The organism is Ancylobacter rudongensis, assembly GCF_900100155.1.
Taxonomy (GTDB): domain Bacteria; phylum Pseudomonadota; class Alphaproteobacteria; order Rhizobiales; family Xanthobacteraceae; genus Ancylobacter; species Ancylobacter rudongensis.
Map to the genome: position 1 here is coordinate 275,320 of NZ_FMTP01000002.1, position 14,063 is coordinate 289,382.

The following is a 14,063-nucleotide window of genomic DNA, read 5'->3' on the forward strand; positions in this document are numbered from 1 at the left end:
CTGTTGCCTGAGGATCGGCGCCCTATCATGGACCGGCTCGTCAAGCGCAAGGATTTTCTGGCCGCAGCGTCCGCGCTGCGCGCCAATTCCGGGCCGCTCCTGCTTCAGGGCCGCGACCGCGCCGATGAGGCGCCGGCCCGCATCGGCCTCACCATTACCAAGAAACACGGCAATGCCGTGGTACGAAACCGTATCCGCCGGCGCCTGCGCGCGGCGGCCCGCGACGCCTTGCCACGCGCGGCCAAGGACGGTTTCGACTATGTGATCGTCGCCCGGCGCGCCGCGCTCGGCACGCCTTTCACCGCCCTCATCCACGACATAGAGCGGGGAATCGCCCGCCTTCACTCAGGAAGCCGGCGCCCGCCGAAGCCTGCGCGCGAGCCTGCGCAGAGCCCGCCGCGCGCCGACGGAGAGCCCCTGCCATGACGTCCGAAAACCGCAATATGATCCTCGCCATCGTCATGTCGATGGCGGTGCTCATTGCCTGGCAGTTCTTCTCCGGCGTGCCGCAGATGGAGCAGCAGCGCCAGGCCGCCCAGCAGCAGGCGGCCCAGCAGGCCGCCGCGCCGGGCCAGGCCGGCAGCGAGGCCGGTTCGCAGGCTCCCGCGCCCGGCACCGCGGCCCCCACCGCCGCCGGCACCGCGCCGCGGGCGATGACCCGGGCCGAGGCGCTGGCCCGCACGCCGCGCATCGCCATCGAGACGCCGAGCGTCATCGGCTCGGTGGCCCTGCGTGGCGGGCGCATCGACGACCTGTCGCTGAAGGGCTACCACGAGACCGTCGACAACAGCAGCCCGATCATCGTGCTGCTCTCGCCCTCGGGCGGGCCGAACCCGTTCTATGCCGAATTCGGCTGGGTGCCGGGCGCGGGCGCCAATGTCGCGGTGCCGGCCGGCGACACGCTGTGGACCGCCCCGGAAGGCGCGCGCCTCACCCCCGAGACGCCGCTCGTGCTGACCTGGGACAATGGTGCCGGCCTCACCTTCCGCCGCACCCTCTCCATCGATGCCAACTACATGTTCCATGTGCTTGATGAGGTGGACAACACCACCGCCGAGCCGGTCGCGCTGCACCCCTATGCGCTGGTCTCGCGCCACGGCACGCCGCACACGCTCGGCTATTACATCCTGCATGAGGGCCTGATCGGCGTTACCTCCGAGGGCGGGCTGCACGAGATCAAGTACAGCGCCATCGCCGAATCCCGCAGCCAGACCTTCCCCTCGGTCGGCGGCTGGCTCGGCATCACCGACAAATACTGGGCCGCGACCATCATCCCCGGCTCGGCCGAGAAGGTGCAGGCCCGGTTCTCCGCCGCGCAGAACGGCAATGACCTGACCTACCAGACCGATTTCCTCGGCGACGCCGTCACCGTGGCGCCCGGCGCCAAGGCTTCCACCGATGGCCGCCTGTTCGCCGGCGCCAAGGTGGTGCAGCTGGTCGACGGCTACCAGGCCCAGTACAATATTGACCGCTTCGACCTGCTGATCGACTGGGGCTGGTTCTATTTCATCACCAAGCCGCTGTTCCTGGTGATAGACTGGATCTATCGCTTCGTCGGCAATTTCGGCGTCGCCATCCTCGTCGTCACCGTGCTGCTCAAGGGCATCTTCTTCCCGCTCGCCAACAAGAGCTACGCCTCGATGGCGAAGATGAAGGCGGTGCAGCCGGAGATCGCGGCGCTGCGCGAGCGCTATGGCGACGACCGCGTCAAGCTCCAGCAGGAGATGATGGCGATCTACAAGAAGGAGAAGATCAACCCGGTCGCGGGCTGCCTTCCGATCCTGATCCAGATCCCGGTCTTCTTCGCCCTCTACAAGGTGCTGTTCGTCACCATCGAAATGCGGCACGCGCCGTTCTTCGGCTGGATCCGCGATCTCTCCGCCCCCGACCCGACGACCATCTTCAACCTGTTCGGTCTCATCCCGTGGGATCCCGGCACAGTGCCGGTCATCGGCCACTTCCTCATGCTCGGCGTCTGGCCGATCATCATGGGCTGCACCATGTGGGCGCAGATGAAGCTGAACCCGGCCCCGCCGGACCCGACGCAGAAGATGATCTTCGACTGGATGCCGCTGGTCTTCACCTTCATGCTGGCCTCGTTCGCTTCCGGCCTCGTCATCTACTGGGCATGGAACAACACGCTCTCGGTGCTGCAGCAGTCGATCATCATGCGCAAGAACGGCGTGAAGGTGGAATTGTGGGACAATGTGAAGAGCATCTTTGTCCGCACGAAGAAGCCGAAGGCCGGCTGATGCGGGGACTTTGAACGCCATGGAACAGGCCGACGATACGTCTGCTGCGTCGGCCTTCACGGCCGACGAGATCGAGGCCGGGCGGCGCCTCTTCGCCGGCGAGTGGACCTTCCTCACCGCGGCGCCCACCATCGCCACGCTGCCGCCGATGCGCTCGATCGAGATCGCCTTCGCCGGCCGCTCCAATGTCGGCAAGTCGAGCCTGGTCAACGCGCTGACCGGGCGCAAGGCACTGGCCCGCACCTCGGTGACGCCGGGGCGCACGCAGGAGCTGATCTTCTTCGGCCTCGGGCCGGAGCTGACCCTGGTCGACATGCCGGGCTATGGCTTCGCCAAGGCGCCGAAGGACAAGGTCGACGCCTGGACCGCCACCGTCCACGCCTACCTGCGCGGGCGGGCCAATCTCGCCCGCGTCTTCGTGCTGATCGATTCCCGCCACGGGCTGAAGCCGATCGACCGCGAGGTGCTGGACGGGCTCGACAAGGCCGCCGTCTCCTATGCCGTTGTGCTGACCAAGGCCGACCAGCTGCGGGCGGACGAGCTGGCGGAACGGGTGGCGGAGACGCAGGCGGGCCTGGCCCGGCGCCCGGCGGCCTTTCCCATCGTCTTCCCCACCTCCAGCCGCGAAGGCTTCGGCATCGGCGACCTCAGGGCGGCGGTGATCCGGCTGATGGCCGAGCGCGGCATACGCTGAGGCATCTTCCTGCGGGTTGGCGCGTTAACGTCCTGCAGGGTTAGATCGCCGGCTTTTGACCCCTGTCATGGCCGCCCCCTGTCGACCGCGCGAGGATCGCGCGCGTCAACCGCAGGAGAGTGCCATGCCCAAGATGAAAGCCGCCATCTTCGTCGAACCCGGCCGAATCGTCCTCGATGAGAAACCGATTCCCGAAATCGGGCCGCTCGACGCGCTGGTGCGCATCACCACCACCACCATCTGCGGCACCGATGTGCACATCCTCAAGGGCGAGTATCCGGTCGCCCGCGGCCTCACCATCGGCCATGAGCCGGTGGGCATCATCGAGAAGCTCGGCTCGCAGGTGACGGGCTATGCCGAGGGCCAGCGGGTGATCGCCGGCGCCATCACCCCCTCAGGCTATTCCTATGCCTGCCTGTGCGGCTGCGGCTCGCAGGACGGGCCCGGCATGAAGCACGGCTTCAAGCCGATGGGCGGCTGGAAGTTCGGCAACACCATTGACGGCACCCAGGCCGAATATGTGCTGGTGCCCGACGCCCTCGCCAATCTCGCCCCGGTGCCGGATGCGCTCTCCGACGAGGAAGTGCTGATGTGCCCGGACATCATGTCCACCGGCTTCTCCGGCGCCGAAAGCGGCGCGGTGCAGATCGGCGACATCGTGGCGGTGTTCGCGCTCGGCCCGATCGGCCTGTGCGCCGTCGCCGGCGCCAAGCTCAAAGGTGCCACCCGCATCATCGGCGTCGACACCGTGCCGGAGCGGCTCGCCATCGCCCGCCAGCTCGGCTGCAGCGATGTGGTGGACTTCAAGCAGGGCGACGTGGTCGAACAGATCATGGCGCTGACCGACGGGCGCGGCGTCGATGTCGCCATCGAGGCGCTGGGCACCCAGGGCACTTTCGCCAGCGCGCTGAAGGTGCTGCGCCCCGGCGGCACGCTGTCCTCGCTCGGTGTCTATTCCACCGACCTGACCATTCCGCTCGGCGCCTTCTCCGCCGGGCTGGGCGACAACAAGATCGTCACCACGCTCTGCCCCGGCGGCAAGGAGCGCATGCGCCGGCTGATCGACGTCATCGCCTCCGGCCGCGTCGACCTCAAGCCGCTGGTCACGCATCGCTTCAAGCTGGACGACATCGAGGCCGCCTACGACCTGTTCTCGCACCAGCGCGACGGCGTGCTGAAGGTGGCGATCACGCCGTAGAGCGGCCGGGAGCCACTCTCTCCCTCTCGCCGTCGGGGAGAGGGTTGGGGTGAGGGGCGCTCCGTCGCAGGGGCGTTTCCATCAATCGCAGCGGCGCGGCGAAGGACAGGGACGGCACCTCAATGGCTCCAGCAATCCCGGATCGGCCCTGAGGGCCGGCCGGGATGACGCGCGCGGGTCAGCCATCATTGGCGGAAGAGAGCTGCTCGGCCGGGATATAGCCGCCCTGCTGGCGGATGCGCAGGCCCGGACCGCCGCCGGTGCTGGCCTGGCCCGGCGCGAGCAGTTCGATGCCGGCCTCCTCCAGCGCCCGCAGCATCCTCCCCGCCTCGCCGGGGTCAAAATCGTCCACCGTCTCCCCGCCGCGCTCGAAGGCCTCCAGCCAGGCCGGGGTCACGCGCGCCTTCTCGGCCAGCTCGGCGACGCTCCATCCGAGCAGGGCGCGCGCCGCCCGGCACTGGCCGGCGGAAAGGGCGAGGCTGGCGGGAAGGGTTTCGGGCATGGCGAGGCTCCTGACGTCTGACCCTGTTGAGGTAGGGCGCGGGGCGGGGAAAGTCATCACCCGCCCGCATCTTGTCCGGCGAAGGCCGACGCCGCCGGCGTTCTATGCCGCGTCGGTGGCCGCCGTTCCGGTCAGCAGCGTGTGGATCGCCTGCGCGTCGCGGCAGTGGCGCAGCTTGCGGGCGGTCTCGGGATCGCGCAGCAGCCGGGCCACCCGCGCCAGCGCCTTGAGGTGATCGGCACCCGCCGCCTCCGGCGCCAGCAGCAGGAAGATGAGGTCGACGGGCTCGCCGTCCAGCGCCTCGAAGTCGATCGGCCGCTCCAGCCGGGCGAACATGCCGAACAGCTTGTCCATCTTGGCCAGCTTGCCGTGCGGAATGGCGATGCCGTTGCCGACGCCGGTGGAGCCGAGGCGCTCGCGCTGGTTCAGCGTCTCGAAGATCTCGCGCTCGTCACGCTTCAGCAAGGCCGCCGCATGGGCGGAAAGCTCCTGCAGCGCCTGCTTCTTGCTGCCGACCTTGAGGGTCGGGAACACGGCGGATGGGGCCAGTATGTCGTTCAGAGCCATGAGACGATCCGCGGCGTGGCGATCCGGGTCGGGGCGAGACGAAGCGCGCGAGCCGCTCCAGCGGCCGCGCGCTTCCCATGAGGCAGGGTGATCAATGGATTTCGTCCGCCAGGGCGTTGGCCGGCGGGTCTACCCAGCCGACATGACCGTCCCCGCGCCGGTAAACGACGTTGATGCGGCCATGGCCGGCATGGCGGAACACCAGGGCGGTGGCGCCGGTGAAGTCGAGTTCGAGAACCGCGTTGCTCACCGAGAGGCGCGGCAGGTTGGCCGTTGCCTCGGCAACCACGGTCGGGCACCAGCCCTCGCTGGGCTCGGTATCCTCGTGGTCGGGTGCCGAGAAGACGGTGAGCGGAACGGTCTCGCCGCGCGGGGCGGGCTCGCTCGTGCCCTCGCCATTGCCGGCGCGGCGCTTGACCCGGCTCTTGTAGCGCCGCAGCCGCGTCTCGATCCGCTCCACGGCGGCATCGGCGCTGGCATAGGGGTCCTGCGCGTCCGCATGGGCCTGCAGCACCGTCCCGCTGTCGAGATGCAGTGCACAGTCCGCGCGATAGCCGGAACCCTCACGGGCTACGGTGACGTGGCCGGACCAGCCACCGTCGAAGTACTTGTCCATCGCCCCGGCGACGCGATCGGAAACGCGCTGCCTGAGAGCTTCGCCCACGTCGAGATTTTTTCCTGAAACCCGCAGCGGCATCGTGACTAGTCCTTCTGCTGGGGCGGGTCGGGAAGCGTTCGCGAAATCGCCCCTCGCCCTGCCCGAACTCCCTAACATGCCCGGCCGGTGCCACTAAGAGGTATGAGCCGCGAAGGAAAGTGTCAACGAGAAGCGGTGGACAGCGTGTGTGAAGCTTGTGTGAAGCCGGTTTGAACCCGCCTCGCGCCCCCGTGCCGGCCGGCTCAGCCGGCGGCGGCGGCCGCCTGCTTCTCGCGCCGGCGCTGCACGGAGGAGGGAATCCGCATCGCCTCGCGATATTTCGCCACCGTGCGGCGGGCAATGTCGATGCCGGCCTCGCGCAGGCGCTGCACCAGAGTGTCGTCGGAGAGCACGTCGTCCGGGCTCTCCGCCTCGATCATCTGCTTGATGCGGAAGCGCACCGATTCCGCCGAATGCGCCTCGCCGCCATCGGAGGACGAAATGGAGGACGAGAAGAAATACTTCATCTCGAAGATTCCGCGCGGCGTCGACATGTATTTGTTGGACGTCACGCGCGAGACGGTTGATTCGTGCATGCCGATGGCGTCCGCCACCATACGCAGGTTCAGCGGCCGCAGGTGCTGCACGCCGAGCGAGAGGAAGGCGTCCTGCTGGCGCACGATCTCGGTCGCCACCTTGAGAATGGTGCGGGCGCGCTGGTCCAGCGAGCGGGTGAGCCAGGTCGCCGTCTGCATGCAGTCGGAGAGAAAGGCCTTTTCGCGCTCATTTCGGGTGATTTTTTGCACCCGGGAATAATAGGCCTGGTTGACCAGCACCCGCGGCAGGGTCTCGGAATTGAGCTCGACCAGCCAGTTGTCGGTCGCCCCGCGCACGAACACATCCGGCACCACCGGCTGGATGATCCCGGAGCCGAAGGCGAGGCCCGGCTTGGGGTTCAGCCGGCGGATTTCGCCGACCATCTCGGCCAGGTCCTCGTCGTCGACGCCGCACACGCGCTTGAGCGTGCCGAATTCGCGCCGTGCCAGCAGTTCGAGATGGGCCAGCAAGGCCGCCATGCAGGGATCGTAGCGGTTGCGCTCGCGCAGCTGGATGGCCAGGCACTCGGCCAGAGAGCGCGCGCCGATGCCGGGCGGGTCGAAGGTCTGCACCACGGCCAGCACCTTCTCCACCGTCGCCAGCGGGGCGCCGAGCCGCTCGGCGACGCCGGCAAGGTCGGCGGAGAGATAGCCGGCCTCGTCGATCAGGTCGATGAGGTTGAGGCCGATGAGGCGTTCGACCGGATCGCTGACCGCCAGCACCAGCTGGGCTTCGAGATGGTCGGCCAGCGAGGTCTCCGCCGAGACGAAGGCTTCGAGATTGTAGCCCTCGGCGTCCTGCCCGCCGCCGCCCGTCCCGGTCCATTCGGAATAGGAGGGCCCTTCGCCGCTGGGCTGCGGGGCCACCGGCTCACGGCCGGTATCGTCGGGAAAGACGTTCTCCATGCTGGTGTCGAGGCGGTCCTCGATGGCGCTGCGGCTGGTGTCGAGCCGCTCTTCCAGCCAGTCCGACACCCGCTCGTCGCGGCCGTCGCGCTCGTCCCGCATGTCGCGTTCGCCGGCGGCTTCCGCCCTCGGGTCGAGATCGGCATCGCTGGTGCGCTCGCGCACCGCGCCGGCCTCGGCCTCGCCCTCCCCCGTGCCGGCCCGCTCGCCCTCGGGCTCGGTCTGGCGTTCCAGCAGCGGATTGCGCTCCAGCTCCGCCTCGACATAGGCCACCAGATCGAGATTGGAGAGCTGCAGCAGCTTGATCGCCTGCATCAGCTGCGGCGTCATCACCAGCGACTGGGTCTGGCGGAATTCGAGACGCGGACCTAGCGACATGGCGCGCACTCTCCACGGGCGGCGGCAACAGCGGTGGGCGGGGAGCGGTCCATGCTACAGACGGAACTCCTCGCCGAGATAGAGGCGGCGGACTTCCTCGCTCGCCACGATTTCCTCGGGCGAGCCTTCCATCAGCACGGAACCGGAGTGGATGATGTAGGCGCGGTCGATCAGGCCCAGCGTCTCGCGCACATTGTGGTCGGTGATCAGCACGCCGATGCCGCGCTCGGTGAGCTGGCGCACCAGCGCCTGGATGTCGCCGACCGCGATGGGGTCGATGCCGGCAAAGGGCTCGTCCAGCAGCATGAAGGTCGGGCGCGAGGCCAGCGCGCGGGCGATTTCCACCCGTCGCCGCTCGCCGCCGGACAGGGCGATGGAGGGCGACTTGCGCACATGGGTGACGCGGAACTCTTCCAACAGCTCGTTGAGCTGGCGCTCCCGCTCGCGCCGGTTCGGCTCCACCACCTCCAGCACCGCGCGGATGTTGTTTTCCACCGACAGGCCGCGAAAGATCGAGGCTTCCTGCGGCAGGTAGCCGACGCCGAGGCGGGCGCGGCGGTACATCGGCAGGTGGGTCACGTCGTGGCCGTCGAGCTCGATGCGGCCGGCATCGGCCTTCACGAGGCCGGTGATCATGTAGAAGATGGTGGTCTTGCCGGCACCGTTCGGCCCCAGCAGGCCCACCGCCTCGCCGCGCCGCACATGCAGGCTGGCCCCGCGCACCACCTGCCGGCCGCCATAGCTCTTGGCAAGGCCGACCGCGTTCAGCATGCGCTGTTCGCCCACCGTCGGCTCAGGCGTGCGGAACGCCGTCACAGTGGACCTGGCCGGAGCCGATTCGGCCGTGCGGACGGACGGCGCCTCGCGCGGCGCGCGCAGATCCGCCGCCAGCGCTGCTTCGAAATCGGCCTGGAAACGCGCCTCGATGTCGTCGGCTTCGGGCGCCGCCTCGTCATGGCTGCCGAAGCCGCGCACCGGCGCGGACGCGGACTCGGAACGTTGCGACGCTGTTTTGCCACGTCCGACGATCGTCGAGAAAAGTCCCACGCGCACCCTCCGTGGTGAGATCACCACCCGGAAGGTGATAAACGTTCGGCGCGCCGCTGGCAAATCGCGATGCAAGAACCGGGCCGAAATGGGGGCAGAGTCAGGCGGAACCCGGAAACGGGTGTTTGCATACCCATGACCCCTGGGCGGAAACCCGTAGCGCCGGGGATCGCTCAGCCGGGCGCCGCCCGGGCTCGCAAGAGGCGCGAGCCGGTCCCGCGGGCGGCTTACGGCGCCGGCTTGGGCTTGGCGGCCGGCGCGGCCGGCTTGCCCCCGGGCAGGCCGCCGCCGCTGCCCATGCTGTTGGGCACGATCAGGCTTTCAATGCGGCCGCCATCGAAGCGCGACAGCCCGCTGGTCAGGTCGACGGTCAGCTTCTTGCCGCGAATGACATTCGGCCCGGAGGTGAGCACGACGGGGTTGCCGGTGAGGGTGATGGTGTTCGCCTTGGTCTCGAACACGCCCTGGTCGCCGGTGGCGGTCTGTTCCTTGGTGGTCACGACCACCGAGCCGTTGATTTCCAGCCGGCGGATGGCGGACGAGTTGATCGGGCTGCCGGCGGCCAGCGCGTCGCCGGACGGCGCCGCCGCCTCCTTGCCGCCCGTTTCCTTGCCGTCGTAGAAAACCACCAGTTCCTTGCAGCGCATCGTGGTGTCGCCCTGCTGCACCACCACATTGCCGCTGAACACCGCCTGCTTCTGCTGGTCGCGCACTTCCAGGCTGTTGGCGTTGATCCGGATCGGCGCGTCGCGATTCGCCGCGAAGCCCTGCAGGGCGTTCGGGACATTGTTGCCTTGCGCCTGGGCGGCCGAGGCCAGCGGGCCGAGGCCGGCGGCGATGACAAGGGCGGCAAGGCCGGCACGGCTGAAAGCGAGGGGCATGTTCATGCCGACATGTCTAGCCGCCCCGCGCCGAGGGTTCAATGAGGGCAGGGTCACGGATGTGTGCCGGCGGCGCCGGCCTCGACCGCCGGCGCCAGCGCAGCCTTGCCGGCCGCAGGCGCTGCCGCCGGCGCGTCGGCTACCGGCATCTTGAAGTCCAGCTGCACATTGCCGACCAGAAGCGCGCGTGAATCCTTCTGCGACACTTCCAGCGTGTCGGCGGTCAGCTTGCCGTCGAGATAGGTCAGCTCGACCGGGCTGTTCGACACCATCGTGCCGCCCTTGATGTCGATCGAGGCCTCTTTCAGCCGCCCGCCATAGCCAGAGGAGGTGTCGAAGGTCACGCCGCCATCCAGGGTGAGATTCTCGGTCTTGGTGTCGTAGCTGCCGCCGATGGCGGTGAGGTTGGCCCAGCCCTTGTCCGCCAGTTCCAGCTTGGCCTCGATCTTGTCGAGGGTGATTCGGTTGGGCTGCGTCAGGTCCTGCGAGGCGGAGAAGGCGGAAACATTGTAGCCGCGATTATCGGCGGTGAAGCCATGCAGGCGGGGAAACTCCATCTTCACCTGCGTGCCCGACAGTGACACCCGCCCGAGGTCGAAGGGCAGGTCGACGGCGAGGGTGAAGGGATCGAGATAATTGATCGCCAGCGTGGTGCCGAGCGCCAGAACCACGCCGAGCGGCAGGGCGACACGAAAGAAACGCACCCGGCGGCTGTGACGCCGCGCGTTCTTGAACAGCTGGGCCTGCGAGGGGCCGCGCGAGCCGCCAGGAGCGGAGGCGTGAGTCGGCACGCGGCGCTCCACCGGCTCGCTCGCTTTCGCGCCCCGCAAAACGGGGGGTTCGACATGCTTGTTCATGCGCGACGGTTCATCCCCGGCTGACGGCCACCTCCGCACCCCGGCCGCCGCTCAAGATGGCGGCTTCCGACCAAAGGCGCAAGCCGGAGCGGCCGCATGCTTCCCACTCGCCCGAGAAGCCGGCGATTGTCAGGCGGCACGCTCACATATGCGCGAAAATATCCTCGTCCGGCCATCCCGCGAGGTCGAGCTTGGCGCGGGTCGGCAGAAATTCGAAGCAGGCCTGCGCCAGCTCGCCGCGTCCCTCGCGCGCCAGCATGGCGGCGAGACGGGCCTGCAGCGCGTGCAGGTGCAGCACGTCGGAGGCGGCGTAGTGCAGCTGCGCGTCGCTCAGTTCCTCGGCCGCCCAGTCCGAGCTCTGCTGCTGCTTCGACAGGTCGATGCCGAGCAGTTCGCGCACCAGCTCCTTCAACCCATGCCGGTCGGTATAGGTGCGGGTCAGCCGCGAGGCGATCTTGGTGCACCACACCGGCGAGACGGTGAGATCGAAGGTCTTGCCGAGCACCGCCACATCGAAGCGGGCATAATGGAACAGCTTCACGCTGCGCGGGTCGGTGAGCAGGCTTTCGAGGTTCGGCGCGCTGCCCGGCCCCGCCCCGGCGGGAATCTGCACCACATCGGCGGTGCCGTCGCCCGGCGACAGCTGCACCACGCACAGCCGGTCGCGGTGCGGCTTGAGGCCGAGCGTCTCGGTGTCGATGGCGACGAAGGGGGCCTTGTCGGGGGTATAGCGGGCGAGATCGACAAGATCGCCGCGATGCAGGCGGATGCTCATGGGAACCGTGGGTTCTGAAAGGTTTGCGCTGCTTAGCACCACCTGCCCCGCCGCAGCAACCTCCCGCGGCCTCCCGGGCCGGGCGGGCGCTCAGGCCAGAAGCGCGTCGGCGAGGAGGCCGGCAAGCAGGATCAGCCCGGCGTCGCGGTTGGAGCGAAACAGGCGCAGGCACAGGGCGCGATCGTCAATGTCGAGCCGGCGTATCTGGGTGACAAGCTGCACGGTGAAGATGCCGAGCCCGCCCCAGGCCGTCGGCCCCGCCCCCGCGCTCGCCAGCGCAAGTCCGATCAGCACCACCGCCGCGCCATAAAGCCCGACCAGCCATTTGCGTGTCTGGCCGGCGAACAGCAGGGCGGAGGATTTCACCCCGACAATGGCGTCGTCCTCGCGGTCCTGATGGGCATAGATGGTGTCATAGCCCACCACCCACAGCACCGCCCCGGCATAGAACAGCAGGGCCGCTGGCGGCAGCGCCTCCAGCAGCACGGCGAAGCCCATCAGCGCGCCCCAGGAGAAGGCAAGGCCGAGCACCAGCTGGGGAATCCACATCACCCGCTTCATCAGCGGATAGACCGCCACCAGCCCGAGCGAGGAGAGCGCCACCGCGATGGCGAAGCCCGGCAGGCAGAGCAGCACCACCAGCCCCACCAGGCACTGAAGGGCGAGAAAAAGCACCGCGCCCGTCAGCGTCACCTGCCCGGCGGGCAGCGGACGCGAGCGGGTGCGCTCCACCTTCCCGTCAATGTCGCGGTCGAGAATGTCGTTCCAGGTGCAGCCGGCGCCGCGCATCGCCACCGCACCGAGGGTGAACAGCGCCGCCCAGACCGCCGCCTGCCCATAGGCAGCGACGCCGCTTTCCGCCTGCACCCGCAGGGCGAGCGCCAGCGACCACCAGCAGGGAATCAGCAGGAGCCAGCTGCCGATCGGCCGATCGGCCCGGGCAAGGCGGAGAAAGGGGCGCAGCGCGGCGGGGGCGTAGCGATCGACCCAATTGCCGGACGAATCGGCCGGGGCCGGCGCGACGGGAGACGGCGCGGCGGTCGTCATCGGCTCAGCGCAGCGCGTCGCCACCGAGCGTGTCGAACACGCCGCCCGGAGGAGCCTCCATCGTCGGCAGCCCGGTCGACAGACCGAGGCCCGCCGATACCGAGCCCTGTGGGGGCGGGCCGCCAGGGCCGGCGCCGCCGCCGCTCTCCTGCAGCTTGGCCACCTCGCAGACGCGGTTGCGCGTCGAGTTCACCGAGGTGACGTTCTCCTTGAACTTCGCCAGCACATCGTCCGGCACGCCGCATTTGGCCTTGTTGGTGTTGAGGAAGGAATAGAACGCCTGCTGCGCGCTGGCGAAGCTGCGGAACATCGGACACAGCTCGCTGGGCGGAAGCTTCTTCTTCGACGCCGACTGGAGGGCGCCGCCGCGCTTTTCGAGATCCTCGCGCAGCTCGGCGATCCGGCCATGGCAATTGGCGGCGTCCGGACCCGCCTGCTGCGGCGCGCTCACCCCGGGGGCGGCGCCAAGACCGGGAGCGCCAATACCGGGCGAGTAGCCCGGGGCGACACTCGGGCTGAAGCCCGGTGACGGCTGCGCGGCCGGCAATTCCGCCTGCGGCGCCGGCTCGATCGTCACCGCGCCCGAGGAGGCGCCGTCGGTCGAGCCGCCAGGGGCGCCGATCCACTGCGCGCCGGCCGGAAGGGTGCCCAGGAGGCCGACAAGCGCTAGGCCCGCCAGGGCCGCCAGCGCGGAGCCCGCCCGCAGGCGCATCGGGTGACTGTTCAAAGGCCAATCTCTCATCAGGAGGTCGATCGGTGCCGTGTCATTGACCAAGCGTGATACAGAGGCATGAAAGATTGGGCAACATCACGGCGCACGCGATATTGCCTGCATATTACGGACAAAAAACGCCCCATGACCCGCGCTCCCGCCGATTCCACCGCCGAACCCTATGATTTCCGCGCCCAGAGGCTGTTCGTCGACGATGCGCTCACCGAGGGCGCGCAGGTCAGTCTCGACCGCGACCGGGCGCATTATGTCTCCGACGTGATCCGGCTGGCGGTGGGCGGGCACCTTCATCTGTTCAACGGCCGCGATGGCGAGTGGCGCGCGGTGCGCGAGGCGGGCGGGCGGCGCGAAGTGCTGCTGCGCTGCGAGGCCCTGTTGCGGCGCCAAACCCCGCCGCCCGATCTCGACTATGTGTTCGCCCCGCTCAAGCATGCGCGGCTCGACTATATGGTGCAGAAGGCGGTGGAGATGGGCGCCGGCCGGCTGGTGCCTGTAATGACCCGCCGCACCCAGGCGACGCGCGTCAACACCGAGCGCATGCGCGCCAATGTCATCGAGGCCGCCGAGCAATGCGGCATCCTCACCCCGCCCGACGTGCTGGAGCCGGTCACGCTGCCGCGCTGGCTCGCCGATCTGCCGCCCGAGCGGGTGCTGGTGTTCTGCGACGAGGCGGCGCCGCAGGCCGACCCGCTCGCGCCGCTGCGCGCCGCGATCGCCGGCCCGCTCGCGGTGCTGATCGGCCCGGAAGGCGGCTTTGCCGACGAGGAGCGCCGCCTGCTGGCCACCCGTCCGGGCGCCGTGGTGCTGTCGCTCGGCCCGCGCATCTTGCGCGCCGACACCGCCGCCGTGGCGGCATTGGCTTTGGTGGAGGCCGCCCGGCAGGCCGCGCCCTGACCGCCCGCCCCGCAGAAACACCACAGAAGCCGGCATGGATTTGCAACAAATAAACAAAAAACATCCTCTCAATTAGAGTAAATACACGTTATATTCTCAATT

At 68.8% G+C, this 14,063-nt stretch carries 15 protein-coding genes; 5 read left to right on the forward strand and 10 right to left on the reverse strand.

Annotated features, from left to right (window positions below):
• Positions 1-27: 27 nt before the first annotated feature.
• From rnpA to BLO63_RS06300, 4 genes are all read left to right on the forward strand, one after another.
• A complete protein-coding gene (gene rnpA, locus BLO63_RS06285) occupies positions 28-426 on the forward strand; it encodes a ribonuclease P protein component (protein WP_091437850.1) in 399 nt (132 codons plus the stop codon).
• The gene (gene yidC / locus BLO63_RS06290) at positions 423-2,252 is read left to right on the forward strand and encodes a membrane protein insertase YidC (RefSeq protein ID WP_091437853.1); all 1,830 of its coding nucleotides are present in this window, start codon (positions 423-425) and stop codon (positions 2,250-2,252) included. The genes rnpA and yidC overlap by 4 nt, the downstream gene beginning before the upstream one ends.
• Before the next feature lie 19 nt (positions 2,253-2,271).
• Positions 2,272-2,946 (forward strand): ribosome biogenesis GTP-binding protein YihA/YsxC, encoded by a 675-nt coding sequence (gene yihA, locus BLO63_RS06295; protein ID WP_091437856.1) that lies wholly within the window; start codon positions 2,272-2,274, stop codon positions 2,944-2,946.
• A 124-nt stretch (positions 2,947-3,070) separates the two neighbouring features.
• Positions 3,071-4,144 carry an NAD(P)-dependent alcohol dehydrogenase gene (locus BLO63_RS06300; protein ID WP_091437859.1) on the forward strand — a complete coding sequence of 358 codons (1,074 nt, stop codon included), beginning with the start codon at positions 3,071-3,073 and terminating at the stop codon, positions 4,142-4,144.
• Positions 4,145-4,322: 178 nt separating this feature from the next.
• Here BLO63_RS06300 and BLO63_RS06305 read toward each other — a convergent pair whose 3' ends face one another.
• The 10 genes from BLO63_RS06305 to BLO63_RS06350 all read right to left on the reverse strand — a co-directional run bounded on the left by BLO63_RS06305 (position 4,323) and on the right by BLO63_RS06350 (position 13,064).
• A complete protein-coding gene (locus BLO63_RS06305) occupies positions 4,323-4,646 on the reverse strand; it encodes a helix-turn-helix domain-containing protein (RefSeq protein ID WP_091437862.1) in 324 nt (107 codons plus the stop codon).
• Positions 4,647-4,748: 102 nt separating this feature from the next.
• Positions 4,749-5,213, reverse strand: coding sequence for a PTS IIA-like nitrogen regulatory protein PtsN (ptsN, locus tag BLO63_RS06310; protein ID WP_091437866.1), 465 nt, complete (start codon positions 5,211-5,213; stop codon positions 4,749-4,751).
• 91 nt (positions 5,214-5,304) lie between these two features.
• Positions 5,305-5,910, reverse strand: coding sequence for a ribosome hibernation-promoting factor, HPF/YfiA family (gene hpf / locus BLO63_RS06315; RefSeq protein ID WP_091437870.1), 606 nt, complete (start codon positions 5,908-5,910; stop codon positions 5,305-5,307).
• 203 nt (positions 5,911-6,113) lie between these two features.
• Positions 6,114-7,730 (reverse strand): RNA polymerase factor sigma-54, encoded by a 1,617-nt coding sequence (gene rpoN, locus BLO63_RS06320; protein ID WP_091437873.1) that lies wholly within the window; start codon positions 7,728-7,730, stop codon positions 6,114-6,116.
• A gap of 54 nt (positions 7,731-7,784) precedes the next feature.
• Positions 7,785-8,777, reverse strand: coding sequence for an LPS export ABC transporter ATP-binding protein (gene lptB, locus BLO63_RS06325; protein ID WP_091437876.1), 993 nt, complete (start codon positions 8,775-8,777; stop codon positions 7,785-7,787).
• Between the two features lie 227 nt (positions 8,778-9,004).
• Positions 9,005-9,664, reverse strand: a complete 660-nt coding sequence (locus BLO63_RS06330) for an LptA/OstA family protein (protein ID WP_091437879.1) — start codon at positions 9,662-9,664, stop codon at positions 9,005-9,007.
• 47 nt (positions 9,665-9,711) lie between these two features.
• Positions 9,712-10,515: a hypothetical protein gene (locus BLO63_RS06335; RefSeq protein WP_244517674.1), complete on the reverse strand. Its 804-nt coding sequence runs from the start codon at positions 10,513-10,515 to the stop codon at positions 9,712-9,714.
• Positions 10,516-10,657: 142 nt separating this feature from the next.
• On the reverse strand, positions 10,658-11,290 hold the full coding sequence (locus BLO63_RS06340; protein ID WP_091437880.1) for a ribonuclease D: 633 nt from the start codon (positions 11,288-11,290) through the stop codon (positions 10,658-10,660).
• 90 nt (positions 11,291-11,380) lie between these two features.
• Positions 11,381-12,337, reverse strand: a complete 957-nt coding sequence (gene ubiA / locus BLO63_RS06345) for a 4-hydroxybenzoate octaprenyltransferase (protein WP_091437883.1) — start codon at positions 12,335-12,337, stop codon at positions 11,381-11,383.
• A gap of 4 nt (positions 12,338-12,341) precedes the next feature.
• Positions 12,342-13,064, reverse strand: a complete 723-nt coding sequence (locus tag BLO63_RS06350; protein WP_244517676.1) for a hypothetical protein — start codon at positions 13,062-13,064, stop codon at positions 12,342-12,344.
• 129 nt (positions 13,065-13,193) lie between these two features.
• Between BLO63_RS06350 and BLO63_RS06355 the strand changes: the two genes are divergently transcribed.
• Positions 13,194-13,961: a 16S rRNA (uracil(1498)-N(3))-methyltransferase gene (locus BLO63_RS06355; protein WP_091437889.1), complete on the forward strand. Its 768-nt coding sequence runs from the start codon at positions 13,194-13,196 to the stop codon at positions 13,959-13,961.
• Positions 13,962-14,063: the final 102 nt, after the last annotated feature.

Excerpts from the sequence above, each read along its gene's own strand:
- rnpA (WP_091437850.1), top strand. The coding sequence starts at position 28 with ATGGACCGGCTCGTCAAGCGCAAGGATTTTCTGGCCGCAGCGTCCGCG.
- yidC (WP_091437853.1), top strand. The coding sequence starts at position 423 with ATGACGTCCGAAAACCGCAATATGATCCTCGCCATCGTCATGTCGATG.
- yihA (WP_091437856.1), top strand. The coding sequence starts at position 2,272 with ATGGAACAGGCCGACGATACGTCTGCTGCGTCGGCCTTCACGGCCGAC.
- BLO63_RS06300 (WP_091437859.1), top strand. The coding sequence starts at position 3,071 with ATGCCCAAGATGAAAGCCGCCATCTTCGTCGAACCCGGCCGAATCGTC.
- BLO63_RS06305 (WP_091437862.1), bottom strand. The coding sequence starts at position 4,646 with ATGCCCGAAACCCTTCCCGCCAGCCTCGCCCTTTCCGCCGGCCAGTGC.
- ptsN (WP_091437866.1), bottom strand. The coding sequence starts at position 5,213 with ATGGCTCTGAACGACATACTGGCCCCATCCGCCGTGTTCCCGACCCTC.
- hpf (WP_091437870.1), bottom strand. The coding sequence starts at position 5,910 with ATGCCGCTGCGGGTTTCAGGAAAAAATCTCGACGTGGGCGAAGCTCTC.
- rpoN (WP_091437873.1), bottom strand. The coding sequence starts at position 7,730 with ATGTCGCTAGGTCCGCGTCTCGAATTCCGCCAGACCCAGTCGCTGGTG.
- BLO63_RS06330 (WP_091437879.1), bottom strand. The coding sequence starts at position 9,664 with ATGAACATGCCCCTCGCTTTCAGCCGTGCCGGCCTTGCCGCCCTTGTC.
- BLO63_RS06335 (WP_244517674.1), bottom strand. The coding sequence starts at position 10,515 with ATGAACAAGCATGTCGAACCCCCCGTTTTGCGGGGCGCGAAAGCGAGC.
- BLO63_RS06340 (WP_091437880.1), bottom strand. The coding sequence starts at position 11,290 with ATGAGCATCCGCCTGCATCGCGGCGATCTTGTCGATCTCGCCCGCTAT.
- ubiA (WP_091437883.1), bottom strand. The coding sequence starts at position 12,337 with ATGACGACCGCCGCGCCGTCTCCCGTCGCGCCGGCCCCGGCCGATTCG.
- BLO63_RS06355 (WP_091437889.1), top strand. The coding sequence starts at position 13,194 with ATGACCCGCGCTCCCGCCGATTCCACCGCCGAACCCTATGATTTCCGC.